Source organism: Mycobacterium sp. TKK-01-0059, assembly GCF_000709305.1.
Classification (GTDB): domain Bacteria; phylum Actinomycetota; class Actinomycetes; order Mycobacteriales; family Mycobacteriaceae; genus Mycobacterium; species Mycobacterium intracellulare.
Genome location: NZ_KL446994.1, coordinates 638,893 through 657,194, shown reverse-complemented (window position 1 = coordinate 657,194; position 18,302 = coordinate 638,893). Strand labels below are relative to the sequence as shown.

Sequence of the window (18,302 nt, the reverse complement as noted above, 5' to 3'; positions counted from 1 at the left end):
CATATGAAGGACTTCGGTAGAGCTTGGGGGGTTCAGTGGAGCGTGGTGGTGACCGGGCACTCCCGGTAACGCGAGGCCAGCTCGATATCTGGTTAGCACAACAGACCGGCCACTTCGACGCGGCGTGGCAGCTGGGCGTGCTGGTCCGTATCGACGGGGCGATCGACCCCCGTCTGCTGCACCAAGCTATGCGACACGTGGTCAACGAGGCCGAGAGCCTGCGGGCCTCGTTCTTCGAGGCCGACGGCCAGGTCTTCCAGAAGGCCGTCGACTACGACGACGTCGACTTGGTCTTCTACGACCTGACGGAATCGCAGGATCCGGAGCGGGAAGTCCGGGAGACCGCGGCATCGATCCAGCGAACGCCGATGCCGCTCACCGGCCCGATGATCAAATTCGCTTTGTTCCGTACGGGTCCCGACGAGTACTACTGGTTCACCGTCTGCCATCACATCGCCATCGACGGCATGGGCATCGCGCTGACCGGACGACGGATCGCCGCCGTCTACTCCGCGCTGGCCGCCGGCAAGCCAGTTCCCCCCGCCTTCTTCGGCTCCCTGCATGACCTCGTCAGCGGCGAGCTGGAATACGAGGCATCCGCCAAATTCCGTGAAGATCAAGAGTATTGGGTCGCGCACCGCCCCGCGGGCAGCGGGGCGGACTATCCGGCACCGGCGCGGAATGACGGGCGAGACCCGTATTCACCGTCTCCGCCAGTGCAACTGGATCAGTCCGTGGTCGGCAGGGTCAAAGAGTTGTCCAAGACGTTGGGCATCCGTCGGTCATCGGTACTCACCGCGGCCTGCGCGCTTCTGGTGCGGGGTTGGTGCGCCGACGGTTCCGACGAAGTCGTGCTCGACTTTCCGGTCAGCCGGCGCGTCGACCCGGAGTCGAAGACGCACCCCGGCATGCTCGCCGGCGTGGTGCCCCTGGTGCTGAAGGCCGCGCCGGACACCTCGTTCGCCGACTTTTGCCGGCATGTTGACCAGCGGTCTCGAGAGGCGTTGCGGCATCAGCAGTTCCCGACGCGGACGCTGGACGGCGAAGGCGGCTTCAACGGCCCGCGGCAGGCGCCCAACCGGGTGGTCGTCAACTTCGTCCCGGCCCGCCTCACCCTCAGCCTCAACGGCACCCCGGCGACCGCGACCTACACCAGCTTCGGGCCGGTTGGCCAGTTCGGACTGTTCTTCCTCGGATTCGGCGACCAGCAATTCCTGAGCACTGTCGGTACCGGGCAACCGTTTTCGAATTTCGACGTCGCGGACCTGGCCGAACGGCTGCAGCGTGTGCTGGCGACCATGGTCGCCGATCCGAGCCGGCGCCTGTCGTCGCTGGATGTGCTGCGGCCCGCGGAGCGCGCACGCCTGGAAGGGCTTGGTAATAAAGAGGTTCTGAACCTGTCGGCGAGCGCGCCCGTGTCGGTGCCGGAACTGTTCGCCACCCAGGTGTCGCGCACGCCCGAGGCCGTGGCGCTGGTGTGTGAGGGCCGGTCGGTGACCTACCGGGAACTCGATGAGGCGTCCAACCGGCTGGCGCATCTGTTGACCGGGCTGGGCGCGGGCCCGGGACGGACTGTGGCGCTGATGTTTTCGCGGTCGCCCGAAGCCGTCGCGTCGATCCTGGCGGTACTCAAGACCGGTGCGGCCTACCTGCCGATCGATCCGTCCTCGCCCGAGTCGCGGATCGGGTTCATGCTCGACGACGCCAAACCCGTTGCCGCGCTGAGCACCGTCGATCTGGCCGACCGCCTCGACGGTCACGACGTGCCGGTCATCGATGTCAACGATTCCCGGATCGACGCCCAGCGCGCCGACGCCTTGCCGGCGCCCGGTCCGGACCACGTCGCTTACCTGATCTACACCTCGGGCACCACCGGTGTCCCCAAAGGCGTCGCGGTCACGCACCGCAACGTGACGCAGCTGTTGGGATCCCTGGACGCCGGCCTGCCGCCGTCGGGCGTGTGGTCGCAGTGCCACTCGTACGCGTTCGACGTCTCGGTGTGGGAGATCTTCGGCGCGCTGCTGCGCGGCGGCCGGCTGGTCGTGGTCCCCGAGGACGTCACGCGCTCACCCGACGAACTGCACGACGTGCTGGCCGGCGAGGACGTCAGCGTGTTGACCCAGACCCCGTCGGCCGTGGCGATGCTCTCGCCCGAGCGGCTTTCGGCGGCGTCGCTGGTGGTGGTGGGCGAGGCCTGCCCGGCCGAGGTGGTGGACCGGTGGGCGCCGGGCCGGGTGATGGTCAACGCCTACGGCCCGACCGAGACGACGATGTGCGTGGCGATCAGCGAGCCGCTGACGAAGGGATCCGGGATCCCGCCGATCGGTTCCCCGGTGCCCGGGGCGGCGTTGTTCGTGCTCGACGGCTGGCTGCGCCCGGTGCCGCCGGGCGTCGTCGGCGAGTTGTATGTCGCCGGTGACGGGGTGACCAGCGGCTACGTCGGCCGGACCGGGCTGACCGCGTCACGGTTCGTGGCCTGCCCGTTCGGTGGGGCGGGCGCGCGCATGTACCGCACCGGGGACCTGGCGTGCTGGGGCGATGACGGTCAACTGCAGTACCTCGGCCGCGCCGACGAACAGGTCAAAATCCGCGGCTACCGCATCGAGCTCGGCGAAATCCAGGCCGCGCTCGCCGCGCTTGACGGCGTCGACCAGGCCGTGGTGATCGCCCGCGAGGACCGCCCCGGGGACAAGCGCCTGGTCGGTTACGTCACCGGCATCGCCGACCCCGTCGAGGCGCGCGCCGCACTGGCCGAGCGGCTCCCGGGCTACATGGTGCCGGCCGCGGTGGTCGTCCTCGACGCCCTGCCGCTGACGCCCAACGGCAAACTCGACACCCGCGCTCTGCCGACGCCCGAATACACGACGGGCGAGTACCGCGCCCCGGGCAACTCGGTCGAGGAGATCCTGGCCGGCATCTACGCCGAGGTGCTCGGCGTGCAGCGCGTCGGCGTCGACGAGTCCTTCTTCGAGCTGGGCGGCGACAGCATCTTGTCGCTGCAAGTCGTGGCGCGGGCCCGCGCGGCGGGCCTGACCTGCCGGCCCCGAGACGTGTTCGTCGAGCAGACCGTCGCCCGGCTCGCCCGGGTGGCCGGGGTGAGCGACGGAGCGGCGCAGGTGGTCGACGAGGGCGTCGGGCCGGTGCCGCCCACCCCGATCATGCGGTGGCTAGAGGGCGCGGAGCAGGCCGGCCCGGTCGATCAGTTCAACCAGACCGTGATGGTGCAGGCCCCCGCGGGGGTGACCGCGGCCGACGTCTCAATGGTGTTGCAGGCCTTGGTGGATCGGCACGCCATGCTTCGGCTGCGGGTCGAGCGCGACGGCGCCGGCGGCTGGTCGTTCCACATTCCCGAACCCGGGTCGGTGTGGGCGCAGGACTGCCTGCAGGCGGTGGACGCGCTGACCGACGACGCGCTGCTTGACGCCCGCTCGCGGTTGAACCCGTTCACCGGGGCGATGCTGAGCGCGTTGTGGGTCGAGTCCACCGGCCGGCTGGCGGTGATCATCCACCACCTGGCCGTCGACGCGGTGTCGTGGTGGATCCTGTTGGAGGACCTCAACATTGCGTGGGCGCTGCACAGCGCCGGACAGCCGGTGGAGCTGCCGCCGGCGGGGACCTCGTTTGCCCGCTGGGCGACAATGCTGAACGAGCACGCACGCCACCGCGATGTCGTCGGCCAGTTGAACGCGTGGAAGCGGGTGACGGGGGCGCCCGCCGCGCTGCCCGCGGCGCGCCCCGACGTGGACACCTACGCCAGCGCCGGGCGCTTGTCGGTCGAGCTGGACGCCGAGACGACCGCGATGCTGCTCGGTGAGGTGCCGACCGCGTTCCACGCCGGGATCCAGGACGTCCTGTTGATCGCCTTCGGGCTGGCGTGGGCGGAATTCCTGGGTGACACCGGCGCCCCGATCGGCATCGACGTCGAGGCCCACGGACGCCACGAGGAACTCGGCGCCGACATCGATCTGTCCCGCACCGTCGGATGGTTCACCACCAAGTACCCGGTGTCTTTGAAAATGGCGGGGCCGGTGGCCGGATTGCGCTGGGCGCAGGTGGTTTCCGGCGACACGGCGCTGGGGCCCATCATCAAAGACGCCAAGGAGCAGCTGCGCGCGCTGCCCGACCCGCTGACCTACGGGCTGCTGCGCTACCTCAACACCGACGTCGATCTCGCCGGGGCCGACCCCTCCATCGCCTTCAATTACCTGGGACGCCAAGGCGCAGCGCCCGATTCGGCGGGGGAGGGCTGGAGCATCAGCCAGGATGGTCTGTCGTTGATCGGCGCCGCCGCGGCGGTGCCCATGCCGCTGATGCACACCGTCGAACTCAATGCCGGCACCATCGACACCGGCGCCGGACCGCACCTGCACGCCGAATGGACCTGGGCGCCATCGGTTCTCGACGCTACACAGATCACCCGGTTGAGCCGGCTGTGGTTCGAGGCGCTGTCCGGGGTCTGCGCACACGTCCGCAACGGCGGCGGGGGGCTGACCCCGTCGGACATCGCCCCGGCCCGCCTGAGCCAACAGCAGATCGACGAGCTGGCGCGCCGGCACCACATCGCCGACATCTTGCCGCTGACGCCGCTGCAGCAGGGTCTGCTGTTCCACTCCAGCACCGCGCAGGGCGGCGACGACATGTACGCGGTCCAACTCGATTTCACGCTGACCGGGCCGCTCGACCCCGACCGGCTGCGCGACGCGGTGCACACCGTTGTCAACCGGCACCCCCACCTGGCGGCCCTGTTCTGCGAACAGTTCGACGAGCCGGTGCAGATCATCCCCGCCGATCCCGTGGTCGAGTGGCGGTACCTCGAGCTCGACGGCGGCGGCGCCGGGGAGGCCGACAGCGACGCGCGAATCGAGCGCCTGTGCGCGGCCGAACGCGCCGCGGTGTGCGACCTCGCCGGGCAGGCGGCGTTCCGGGCCGCGTTGATCCGCACCGCGGACCGGCGATTCCGGTTCGTGCTGACCAATCACCACATCCTGCTCGACGGCTGGTCGCTCCCCATCCTGCTGCGCGAAATCTTCGCCAGCTACTACGGGCAGCGCCTCCCCGCCGCCGGCTCCTACCGGGCCTTCCTCACCTGGCTGGCCGATCGCGACCTCGACGCCTCCCGCGAGGCCTGGGAGGAGCTGTTGTCCGGCTTCGAAACTCCTACCCTGGTCGCGCCCGAAGACCGATTGGGGCAGGGGCGCCGCGGCTTTGAGAAGTCTCGCGTGTCCGCGCAGACCACCCGGGCCCTCGGCGAGCTGGCGCGCTCGCACCACACCACGCTGAGCACCGTGCTGCAGGCCGCGTGGGCGTTGGTGCTGACCTCGCTCACCGGTCAGCACGACGTCGTCTTCGGCACCCCGCGATCGAGGGTCGGCCAGCTCGAGGTCGACGACGCGGAGTCGATGGTCGGGCTGCTGATCAACACGGTGCCGGTGCGCGCCAACATCACCGCGACGACCACCACCGCCGATCTGCTGGCGCAGTTGCAGAACAGTCACAACGACGCGCTCGAGCACCAGCACCTGGCGCTCAGCGAGATCCACCGCGTCACCGGCCACGACCAGCTTTTCGACACGCTGTTCGTCTACGAGAACTACCCGATCGACAGCGGCATGACGCTGGGAGACGACGGCCTGGCCATCGCCGCGTTCACCAACCGCGAGTACAACCACTATCCGCTGACGGTGGAGGCCCTGCCCGGCCGCGAACTCGGCCTGCACATCGAATTCGACGCCGACGTGTTCGACGCCGCCGGCATCGCGTCGCTCGTCGGGCGCCTGCAGCGGGTGTTGGTCGCGATGACGGCCGACCCCGCCCGGCGGCTGTCATCGATCGACCTGCTGGACCGCGACGAGCGCGACCTGGTGCTGTCGAGGATGTCCGGCGCCGGCGTGGGGGCGCCGGTGGGCGTGGCGCCGGAGCTGCTGGCCGCGGCGGTGGCGGCGGGCCCGGACGCGCCCGCGGTGGTCGATGGTGCGCGGGCGTTGTCGTATCGCGAACTCGACGAGTGGTCAACGCGGTTGGCGCGCAAGCTGATCGACGCGGGCGTCGGCCCGGAGCGCGCCGTCGGTGTGGCGATCGGCCGGTGCGCGGAGCTGGTGGTGGCGTGGTGGGCGGTCGTCAAGGCCGGTGGCATCTATGCGCCGGTGGATCTGGACCATCCGGTCGAGCGCATCGCCTCGGTGCTCGACGCCGTCGACGCGGTGTGCGTGTTGACGTGCGGCACCGACGACGTCGCGGGCGCCGGGACGCGCCCGATCGTGCGTCTCGACGGTCTCGACCTGTCCGCGTGCTCGGCGCAGGAGATCACCGACGCCGACCGGCTCTCGCCCCTGCGGGCGGGCGACACCGCCTACCTGATCTTCACGTCGGGTTCGACCGGCGTCCCCAAGGGCGTCGCGGTGGGCCACAGCGGCATGCTGGGCTGGGCCGCCGCCCAGCGCGAGCTGTTCGGTCTGGGCCCGGACGCGCGGGTGCTGATGGTCGCCTCGCCGACCTTCGACGCCTCGGTCGGAGAACTGTTGCTGGCGGCGGGATCTGGCGCCGCCCTGGTGGTGGCGCCGCCGCAGGTGTATGCCGGTGAGGCGCTGACCGCCTTGCTGCACGACCAGCGGGTCAGCGCGGCCATCCTGACGCCCACCGTGATCTCGACGCTGGACCGCGCCCGGCTGGATCGCCTGGACACGCTGGTCGCCGTCGGGGAGGCCTGCCTGCCCGAACTGGTGGACGCCTGGGCGCCGGGCCGCCAGATGTTCAACGGTTACGGCCCGAGCGAGACCACCATCTGGGTCACCTGCGCGCGGCTGTCGGCGGGCGAACCCGTTCGCATCGGCGCCCCGATCTCCGGCGTGTGCGCGCGCGTGCTCGATGCGTGGCTGAACCCCGTCCCGGTAGGCGTGGTGGGCGAGCTGTACCTGAGCGGGCCGGCCCTGGGGCACGGCTATCTGGGCCGGGTGGAGTTGACCGCAGAACGGTTCGTCGCCAACCCCTTTGGCGCGCCGGGAACAAGGATGTATCGCACCGGCGACCTGGTGCGCTGGATGTCCGACGGGACCCTGGATTACCTGGGCCGTGCTGACAACCAGATCAAACTGCGCGGACAGCGCATCGAACTGGGCGAAATCGAAAACACCCTGCTGGCCTGCCCGCAGGTGACCCAGGCCGCCGTCACCGTCGCGGACACCGCGACCGGCTCGCACCTGGTCGCCTACGTGACGCTCGATCACAACGCCACCACCGACCGGGATCTGCAGCAGGACGCCGAAGACGTCCAGGAGTGGCAGCACCTCTACGACGACCTGTACGGCGCCGACCTCGCGGCAAACTTCGGCGAGGATTTCCGCGGGTGGAACAGCAGCTACACCGGCGAACCGATCCCGCTCGAAGAGATGGCCGAATGGCGTTCCGCCACAGTCGATCGCATCATGTCCCTGCGGCCCCGGCGGGTGCTGGAGATCGGCGCGGGCTCGGGGTTGCTGCTCTCACAGATCGCCCCGCACTGCGACCACTATGTCGCCACCGACTTCTCGGCCGTCGCGATCGACAACCTGGCGCGCGCGATGGAGCGGCTGCAGCTGCCGTGGCGCGACCGCGTCGAGCTGCTGACCCAACCCGCCCACGTCACCGACGGGCTGCCGCAGGGCCACTTCGACACCATCATTCTCAACTCGGTCGTCCAGTACTTCCCCAACGCGGGATATCTGGTCGAGGTCATCGACAAGGCCATGGAGCTGTTGGCGCCCGGCGGAGCGGTCTTCATCGGTGACATCCGCAACCACACCCTGCAGGGCGCGTTCCAGACCGCGATCGCGCTGGCCCGCGGCGACGCCGCCGACGCGGCCGAGATCCGCCAGCGTGTCCGCCACGCCATGCTCGGCGAGACCGAATTGCTTTTGGCGCCGGAGTTTTTCACCTCCTGGGCGCGCTCGCGCCCGGAAGCCGTCGGGGTCGACATCCGCGTCAAACGTGGAATGGCCGACAACGAACTCAACCGGCACCGCTACGACGTCGCCATCCACAAGGCTCCCGCGGCCGTACGCTCGGTGGCCGACGAGCCGACGCTGACGTGGGCGCAGTGCGACGGGCTGCGCGGGCTGCGCGAGACCCTGACGTCGCAGCGTCCCGCCGCCGTCCGCATCACCGACATCCCGCGCGCCGGACTGATCACCGACGTCGGTGTCGAGGCCGCGCTGGCGCAGGGATTGCCCCTGCCCGACGCGCTGGCCCAGGCCGACCCCGGTCCCGACGCCACCGTCGCCGAAGAGTTGCACCGCCTCGGTGAGCGCGCCGGATATGGCGTCGCCGTCACCTGGGGCGCCCAACCCGGTACTCTCAGTGCGGTTTTCATCGCCTCTGGCGACCGGGCCGTCCCGGCGCTGACGGATCTCTACCTGGCGCCCGACGGGGCCCGGCGGCGCACCATCCACGCCAACGACCCCCGGACCAACACCAAGGTCGGCGAGGTGCGCGAGCGGTTGAGTGCCTGGCTGCCCGACTACATGGTGCCGACACACATTGTGGCGCTGGAAGAATTCCCGATGACGAGCTCGGGCAAGCTCGACCGCAAGGCCCTGCCCGCCCCGGACTACCAGGACGCCGATCGGTACCGCGCCCCGGCCACCGCCGTCGAGGAGATCCTGGTCGGCATCTACGCCCAGGTGCTCGGCCTGGAACGGGTGGGTGTCGACGACTCGTTCTTCGACCTGGGTGGGGATTCGCTGTCGGCGATGCGCCTGATCGCGGCGGTCAACACCAGTTTCAATTCCGACCTCGGGGTGCGGGCCGTGTTCGAGGCGCCCACCGTCGCCGAGTTGGCCCTTCTCAGCAGCGGGGACGCCGACCGTCCCGACCCGCTGGTCGCGGGGGAGCGCCCGGCGGTGATCCCGCTCTCCTTCGCGCAGACCCGGCTGTGGTTCATCGACCAGTTCCAGGGCGCCTCGCCGATGTACAACATCACCGTGGCGCTGCGGCTGCGCGGACACCTCGACGCCGACGCGCTGGCCGCGGCACTGGCCGACGTCGTGGGCCGCCACGAAACCCTGCGCACGGTGTTCGCCTCGGCCGACGGAATCCCGCAGCAGGTGGTGGTTCCCGCCGAGCGCATCGGGTTCGCCTGCGACGTCATCGACACGCGCGGGTGGCCGCAGGACCGGCTGCGGCGGAGCATGGAGACGGCCGCCCGGTACACCTTCGACCTGTCGAACGAAAGCCCCCTGCACACCGAGCTTTTCACGGTCAGCGACGACGAACACATGCTGGTGGTCGCGGTGCACCACATCGCCGCCGACGGGTGGTCGATCACCCCGTTCGCGCGCGACCTCGGAATCGCCTACGCGAGCCGCTGCGCGGGGCAGGCCCCCGACTGGGCGCCCCTGGCGGTGCAATACGTCGACTACACGCTCTGGCAGCGTGCACATCTCGGGGACGTGGACGACCGCGACAGCCGCATCGCCGCCCAGCTGGATTACTGGGCGGACGCGCTGGCCGGGCTGCCCGAACGCCTGCAGCTGCCCACCGATCGGCCCTACCCGCAGGTCGCCGACCACCGCGGGGCCCGGCTGGCGGTGGACTGGCCGGCTGAGCTACAGCAACAGGTCCGCCGGGTCGCGCGCGAGCACAACGCCACCAGCTTCATGGTGATCCAGGCCGCCTTCGCCGCGCTGCTCGCCAAGATCAGCGCCAGTACCGATGTGGCCGTGGGCTTCCCGATCGCCGGACGTCCCGAACCCGCCCTCGACGACCTGATCGGCTTCTTCGTCAACACCCTGGTGCTGCGGGTCGACCTCGGAGAACTGGGCGGGGACCCGACCTTCGCCGAGCTGCTGGCCCAGGTGCGCCGGCGCAGCCTGGCCGCGTTCGAGCACCAGGACGTGCCGTTCGAACTGCTGGTGGAGCGGCTCAACCCCACCCGCAGCATGGCCCATCACCCGCTCGTTCAGGTGCTGCTGGGCTGGGAGAACTTCCCGGGGGAGGTCACCGCCCCCGCCGCCGGGCTGGCGCTGGGAGACCTGCGAGTCACACCAATGCCGTTGCACACCAACACCGCTCGCATGGACCTGACGTTCTCACTGGCCGAACGCTTCACCGAGTCCGGCCAGCGCGCCGGGATCGCCGTGACTGCCGAATACCGCACCGACGTCTACAACGCGGACACCGTCGAGGCGATGATCGACCGGCTGCAGCGGCTGCTGGCCGCGGTGACCGCCGACCCCCAGCGGCGCCTGTCGTCGGTGGATCTGCTCGACACCGCCGAGCACGCCCGGCTGGCGCAGTGGGGCAACCAGGCGGTGCTGTCCGAGCGGATGGAGCCGGTGACCGTTGCGGGCTTGTTCGCCGCGCAGGCGGCGCGCACCCCGGACGCGGTGGCGCTGACGTTCGGGGACCGATCGATGACGTATCGCGAGCTCGACGAGGCCGCCAACCGGTTGGCGCACCTGCTGGTCGACCGCGGCGCCGGCCCGGGTGCGTTTGTGGCGCTGCTGTTTTCGCGGTCGGCCGAGGCGATCGTGGCGATCCTGGGGGTGCTCAAGTCCGGGGCGGCGTATCTGCCGATCGATCCCGCGCTGCCGGCCGCGCGGGTGGAGTTCATGCTCACCGACGCCGCCCCGATGGCCGCGGTCACCACCGCCGACCTGGCCGACAGGTTCGACGGCTTCGACCTGATCGTCGTCGACGTGGCCGACCCCGCGCTGGCGGCCCAGCCGAGCACCCCGCCGCCCGCGCCGGCCCCCACCGATCTGGCCCACGTCATCTACACCTCGGGCACCACCGGTGTGCCCAAAGGTGTTGCGGTGACTCAACACAACGTCGCGCAGTTGTTCGATGACCTGCGGCTCGGTTTCGCCTTGTCGGCCGAGCAGGTGTGGACCCAGTTCCATTCGTATGCGTTCGACTTCTCGGTGTGGGAGATCTGGGGCGCGCTGCTGCACGGCGGCCGCCTGGTCGTCGTGCCCGGCGCCGTGGCCCGCTCACCGGAGGAGTTCCACGCGCTGCTGGTGCGCGAGGGCGTCACGGTGCTGACTCAGACCCCCTCGGCGGCCGGGATGCTCTCGCCGCAGGGGCTGGACGGCACGGCGTTGGTGATCGGGGCTGAGCCGTGCCCGCCGGAGCTGGTGGACCGGTGGGCGCCGGGTCGGGTGATGGTCAACGTGTACGGCCCGACCGAGACGACGATGTGGGCGTGCAAGAGCGCGCCCTTGACGGCGGGGTCGGGATTCCCGCCGATCGGCTCACCGGTGACGCGGGCGGCGTTCTTCGTGCTCGACGAGTGGTTGCGCCCGGTGCCCGCCGGGGTGGTCGGGGAGCTGTACCTGGCCGGCGAAGGTGTGGGCGTGGGCTATTGGCGGCGCCCCGGGCTGACCGCGTCCCGATTCATGGCCTGCCCCTTCGGCGAACCCGGCACCCGCATGTACCGCACCGGCGACCTGGTCTGCTGGGGCCGCTCCGGATCCGGGGAGGGCCAACTGCGCTACCTGGGCCGCGCCGACGAACAGGTCAAGGTCCGCGGCTACCGCATCGAACTCGGCGAGATTCAGGCCGCGCTGTCCGCGCTCGACGGGGTCGAGCAGGCGGTCGTCGTCGCCCGCGAGGACCGGCCCGGCGACAAACGCCTGGTGGGTTACATCACCGGGACCGCGGAGCCGGCCCGCGCACGCGCCGCGGTGGCGGAGCCCCTCCCGGCCTACATGGTCCCCGCGGCGGTGGTGGTGCTCGACGCGCTGCCGATGACGGTCAACGGCAAGCTCGACGCCCGCGCCCTGCCCGCCCCGGACTACCAGGGCGGCAACGGATACCGCGCCCCGAGCACCGCCATCGAGGAGATCCTGGCCGGCATCTATGCCGGAGTCCTCGGCGTCGAACGGGTCGGCGTCGACGACTCGTTCTTCGACCTCGGCGGCGACTCGCTGTCCACCATGCGCCTGATCACCGCGATCAACACCACGCTGGAGACCGAGCTGCCGGTGCGCGTCGTCTTCGAGGCGCCCACCGTCGCCCAGCTCGCGCCCCGCATCGCCGAGAGCTCGGGCCGGCTGGAACCGCTGGTGGCGGGGGAGCGGCCGGCGATCATCCCGTTGTCCTTCGCGCAGAACCGGCTGTGGTTCATCGACCAATTCCAGGGCCCCTCACCGCTGTACAACATGGCGGCGGCCCTGCGGCTGCGCGGGCGGCTCGACGCGCACGCGCTCGGCGCCGCGCTGGCCGACGTGGTGAGCCGTCATGAGAGCTTGCGCACCCTGTTCCCGTCGCACGAAGGCACGCCCCGGCAGGAGGTCGTGCCCGCCGAGCGCGCCGAATTCGGCTGGGAGGTCGTCGATGCCACCGCGTGGCCGGCGAGCCGGCTGGACGACGCCGTCAAGGCGGTAACGCGCCACGCCTTCGATCTGGCGGCCGAAATCCCGATTCGGGCCAGGCTTTTCACCATCACCGAGGACAAGCACCTGCTCGTGATCGCGGTACACCACATCGCCGCGGACGGCATGTCGCTGACGCCGCTGGGCGCCGACCTGAGCGTGGCCTACACCAGCCGGTCCGCCGGGCGCGCGCCCGACTGGGCCGACCTGCCGGTGCAGTACATCGACTACACGCTGTGGCAGCGCGCCCAACTCGGCGACCTCGACGACGGCGAGAGCCGCATCGGCGCTCAACTGGCGTACTGGGAGCGCGCCCTGGCCGGCATGCCCGAGCGGCTCGAGCTGCCCACCGATCGCCCCTACCCGGCGGTGGCCGATCAGCGCGGCGACAGCGTGGTGGTCGACTGGCCGGCAGAGCTGCAGCAGCAGGTGCGCCGGGTGGCCCGCGAGCACAACGCGACCAGCTTCATGGTGGTGCAGGCCGCCCTGGCCGTGCTGCTGTCGAAGGTCAGCGCGAGTCCCGATGTGGCGGTGGGCTTCCCGATCGCCGGGCGGCGCGACCCCGCCCTCGATCAACTCGTGGGCTTCTTCGTCAACACCCTGGTGCTCCGCGTCGACCTGGCCGGCGATCCCAGCTTCGCCGAACTGCTGGACCGGGTCCAGGCCCAGAGCCTGGCCGCGTTCGAACATCAGGACGTGCCGTTCGAGGTGCTGGTCGAGCGGGTCAACCCCACCCGGAGCCTGACCCATCACCCGCTGGTGCAGGTGATGCTGGCCTGGCAGAACTTCGCCGGCCACGACGACCCCGCCGCCGGACTGGCGCTGGGTGACCTCGAGGTGACCTCCGTCCCCGTCGAGGACCAGTCGGCCCGCATGGACCTGGTGTTCTCTTTGGCCGAACGGTGGACCGAGCACGGGGAGGCCGCCGGCATCGGCGGACGGGTGGAATTCCGCACCGACGTGTTCGACGCCGCGACCATCGAGGCGCTGATCGGCCGCCTGCAGCGGGTCCTGACCGCGATGACCGCCGACCCCGCCCACCCGCTGTCGTCGGTGGATCTGCTCGACGAGGCCGAGCATGCCCGCCTGAAAGAGCTTGGCAACCACGCGGTTTTGACCCGGCCGGCCGGTGACGCGCCGCCGTCGATTCCGGAGCTGTTCGCCACGCAGGCCGCGCGGGCACCGGAATCCGTGGCGCTGGTGTGCGGCGACCTGTCGGTGACCTACCGGGAACTCGACGAGGCGTCCAACCGGTTGGCGCACCGCCTGGCGTCCGCGGGCGCGGGCCCGGGACGGGTTGTGGCGCTGCTGTTTTCGCGGTCGGCCGAGGCCGTCGCGTCGATCCTGGCCGTGCTCAAAACGGGAGCGGCCTACCTGCCGATCGACCCCTCCTCGCCGGACGTGCGCATCGAATTCATGCTCGGCGACGCGAAACCGGTCGCCGCGGTCACCACCGCCGACCTGGCCGAGCGGCTCGACGGTCGCGGCGTGACGATCATCGACGTCAACGATCCCCGCGTCGATACCCTGCCCGACACGGCGCTGCCGGCGCCGGGGCCGGACCACCTCGCCTACCTGATCTACACCTCGGGCACCACCGGTGTGCCCAAAGGCGTTGCCATCACTCACCGCAACGTCACCCAGCTGCTGGGATCCCTGGACGCCGGCCTGCCGACCGCAGGGGTCTGGTCGCAATGTCACTCGCTGGCGTTCGACGTCTCGGTGTGGGAGATCTTCGGCGCGCTGCTGCGCGGCGGGCGACTGGTGGTCGTCCCCGAGGCGGTGGCGGCGTCCCCGCACGACCTGCACGACGTCCTGGTCGCCCAGCAGGTCAGCGTGTTGACCCAGACCCCGTCGGCGGTGGCCATGCTCTCGCGGGAGGGACTGGACTCCGTGTCGCTGGTGATGGCCGGGGAGGCCTGCCCGGCCGAGGTCGTCGACCAGTGGGCGCCCGGGCGGGTGATGGTCAACGCCTACGGCCCGACCGAGACCACGATGTGCGTGACCATCAGCGCGCCGCTGGCGGCCGGGACGGGGCCGGTTCCCATCGGCTCGCCGGTCCCCGGGGCGGCGCTGTTCGTGCTCGACGACGCGTTGCGGCCGGTGCCGCCCGGCGTCGTCGGCGAGCTGTACGTCGCCGGATCCGGTGTCGCCGCAGGGTATGTCGGCCGGCCCGGCCTGACCGCGTCGCGGTTCGTCGCCTGCCCCTTCGGTGGGGCCGGAACCCGCATGTACCGGACCGGCGACCTGGTCCGCTGGGAGCGCTCGGGATCCGGTGTGGGCCAACTGCTCTGCCTCGGCCGCGCCGACGAACAGGTCAAGATCCGCGGCTACCGCATCGAGCTCGGCGAAATCCAGTCCGCCCTGGCCGGATTCGACGGCGTCGCACAGGCAGTCGTCGTCGCGCGCGAAGACCGTCCCGGTGACAAGCGGCTCGTCGGCTACGTCACCGGCAGCGCCGACCCCACCGAGCTGCGCGCCGCGCTGGCCGAACGGCTGCCCGCCTTCATGGTGCCCGCCGCGGTGGTGACGCTCGACGCGATTCCGTTGACCCCCAACGGAAAACTCGACGCGCGCGCCCTGCCCGCACCGGAATACACGGCCGGTCGGTACCGCGCGCCGGAAACGCTCACCGAGGAAATCCTGGCCGGCGTCTACGCCGGAGTCCTCGGCGTCGAGCGGGTCGGGGTCGACGACTCCTTCTTCGACCTGGGCGGCGACAGCATCTCCGCGATGCGCCTGGTCGCCGCGATCAACGCCAGCCTCGACACCGGCCTCCCGGTGCGCGCCGTGTTCGAGGCGCCCACCATCGCCCAGCTGGCCCCCCGGATCGGTGAGGGCGGCAGCGGGCTGGAGCCGTTGACGGCCGCCGAGCGGCCGGCGGTCATCCCGTTGTCGTTCGCGCAGAACCGATTGTGGTTCCTGGACCAATTGCAAGGGCCCTCACCGGTGTACAACATGGCGGCGGCGCTACGGCTGGACGGGCCGCTCGATGCGGACGCCCTGGGTGCGGCACTGGGCGACGTGGTGGTCCGTCACGAGAGCCTGCGCACGGTGTTCGTCGCGCCCGAGGGACTACCGCAGCAGGTGGTGATCCCCGCCGACAAGGCAGACTTCGGGTGGGAGGTCGTCGACGCCGGCACCTGGTCGGCGGACCAGCTGGACGAGGCGATCGGCGCCACCGCCCGCTACACCTTCGACCTGTCGGCCCAAATCCCCTTGCGGGCAGAGCTTTTCCGCATCCGCAACGACCGGCACGTGCTGGTCGCCGTCGTGCACCACATCGCCGCCGACGGCATGTCCCTCGCCCCGCTGGTGCGTGACCTGGGCGTGGCGTATGCCGCCAGGTGCGACGGGCGCGGCCCCGACTGGTCGCCGCTGTCGGTGCAATACGTCGACTACACGCTGTGGCAGCGTGCGCAGTTCGGCGATCTCGACGACGGCGACAGCCGCATCGCCGCCCAACTGGCGTACTGGGAAGAGGCCCTGGCCGGAATGCCGGAGCGGCTGCCGCTGCCCACCGACCGGCCCTACCCGCTGGTGGCCGACCAGCGCGGCGCCACGGTGGAGATCGACTGGTCGGCCGAGCTGCAACAGCGGGTCGCCGACGTGGCGCGCCGACACAACGCCACCAGCTTCATGGTGGTCCAGACCGCCCTGATGGTGCTGCTGTCGAAGATCAGCGCGAGTTCCGATGTGGCGGTGGGTTTCCCGATCGCCGGCCGCCGCGACCCCGCGCTCGACGAGCTGGTCGGGTTCTTCGTCAACACACTCGTATTGCGGGTCGATCTGGAAAATCTGGGCGGCGATCCCACCTTCGCCGAGCTGCTGTCCCAGGTGCGCCACCGCAGCCTGGCCGCCTACGAGCACCAGGACGTGCCCTTCGAGGTGCTGGTCGAGCGGCTCAATCCCGCCCGCAGCCTGAGCCATCACCCGCTGGTGCAGGTGATGCTGGCCTGGCAGAACTTCGCCGGGCAGGAGGGCGGGCCCGCCGCGGGGCTGGCCCTCGGCGATGTCGACGTCACGCCCATCCCGGTCGACACCCACACCGCCCGAATGGATTTGACGTTCTCGATGGGCGAGCGCTGGAGCGATGCGGGTGAACCCGCCGGAATCGGCGGCACCGTGGAATTCCGCACCGACGTCTTCGACGCGGACAGCATCGCGGCACTCATCGGCCGGTTGCAGCGCGTGCTGCTCGCGATGACCGCCGACCCCGCGCAGGCGTTGTCGGCGGTGGACCTGCTCGACGACGCCGAACACGCCCGACTGGACTCCCTCGGCAACCGCGCGGCGCTGACCGGACCGGCCGCCGAGACCGAGTCGATCCCGGCGCTGTTCGCCGCCCAGGCGGCGCGCACCCCGGACACCGCCGCGGTGGTATGCGACGGCCACTCGATGACCTACCGCGAGCTCGACGAGGCGTCGAACCGGCTCGCGCACCTGCTCGCCGCCCGCGGTGCGGGCCCGGGACAGGCTGTGGCGCTGCTGTTTTCGCGCTCGGCCGAGGCGATCGTCGCCATCCTTGCCGTGCTGAAGACCGGGGCGGCCTACCTGCCGATCGATCCGGCGCTGCCGGCCGAGCGGATCGGCTTCATGCTCTCCGACGCCGCCCCGATCGCCACGCTCACCAGTCCCGGGCTCGCCGACCGGCTCGAGGGCCACGACGTCACGGTCATCGCCGTCGACGATCCCGAGCTCGAAGACCGGCCCGCGACCGCCTTGCCGGCGCCGGGGCCCGACCACCTCGCCTACCTGATCTACACCTCGGGCACCACCGGCGTTCCCAAAGGCGTTGCGGTCACGCACCGCAACGTCACCCAGCTGCTGGCCTCGAAAGACTCCGGGTTGCCGCGCACCGGCGTGTGGTCGCAATGGCATTCGCTGGCCTTCGACGTGTCGGTCTGGGAGATCTTCGGTGCCCTGTTGCACGGCGGCCGACTGGTCGTGGTGCCCGAATCCGTCGCGCGCTCACCGGAAGACCTGCACGCGCTGCTGCTGGCCGAGCGGGTCAGCGTGCTCAGCCAGACCCCGTCGGCGGCGGGCGCGCTCTCGCCCGCGGGCCTGGAGTCGGTCGCGCTGGTGGTCGCGGGTGAGGCCTGCCCGGCCGAACTCGTGGACCGCTGGGCGCCCGGCCGGGTGATGATCAACGCCTACGGGCCGACCGAAGCCACGGTCTACGCCGCGATCAGTGCGCCGCTGCAGGGCGGAACGGGCGCTGTAGGGCCAGTGCCTATCGGCTCCCCGGTGCCCAACGGGGCGTCGTTCGTGCTCGACGAATGGCTGCGACCCGTGCCGCCCGGCGTCGTCGGAGAGCTGTATGTCGCCGGCGCCGGCGTGGCCTGCGGCTACTGGAAGCGCGCCGCCCTGACCGCGTCGCGGTTCGTGGCGTGCCCCTTCGGCGCGCCCGGATCGCGCATGTACCGCACCGGCGACCTGGTGCGCTGGCGCGCGGACGGGCAACTGGACTACCTCGGCCGCGCCGACGAGCAGGTCAAGATCCGCGGCTACCGCATCGAGCTCGGCGACGTGCGGGCGGCGCTGTCCTGGGTGGCCGGCGTCGAGCAGGCGGTCGTCGTCGCCCGCGAGGACCGGCCGGGGGACAAGCGCCTCGTCGGTTACGTCACCGGCACCGCCGACCCGGCCGCGGTCCGCGCCGCGCTGGCCGAAAGGCTGCCGGGCTACATGATTCCGGCCGCCGTGGTCGTCATGCAGGCGCTGCCGCTGACCCCCAACGGCAAGCTGGACACCCGCGCGCTGCCCGCGCCGGAATACTCCGACGCCGACCAATACCGCGCCCCCGACAACGCCGTCGAAGAGATCCTGGCCGGCATCTACGCCCAGGTGCTCGGGCTCGAGCGGGTCGGCGTCGACGACTCGTTCTTCGACCTTGGCGGGGACAGCATTTCGTCGATGCAGGTGGTGACGCGGGCGCGCGCCGCCGGCCTGGTGTGC

1 protein-coding gene (running past one end of the window) is annotated in these 18,302 nt (G+C 71.0%); it reads left to right on the top strand.

Annotation, left to right across the window (positions count from 1 at the left end; all coding sequences use genetic code 11):
* Positions 1-35: 35 nt before the first annotated feature.
* Positions 36-18,302: the 5' portion of a non-ribosomal peptide synthase/polyketide synthase gene (locus K883_RS22145; protein WP_036455883.1), read on the top strand. 12,996 nt of this gene lie beyond the right edge of the window; the window shows 18,267 of its 31,263 coding nt (coding positions 1-18,267); the start codon lies at positions 36-38; the stop codon falls past the right edge of the window.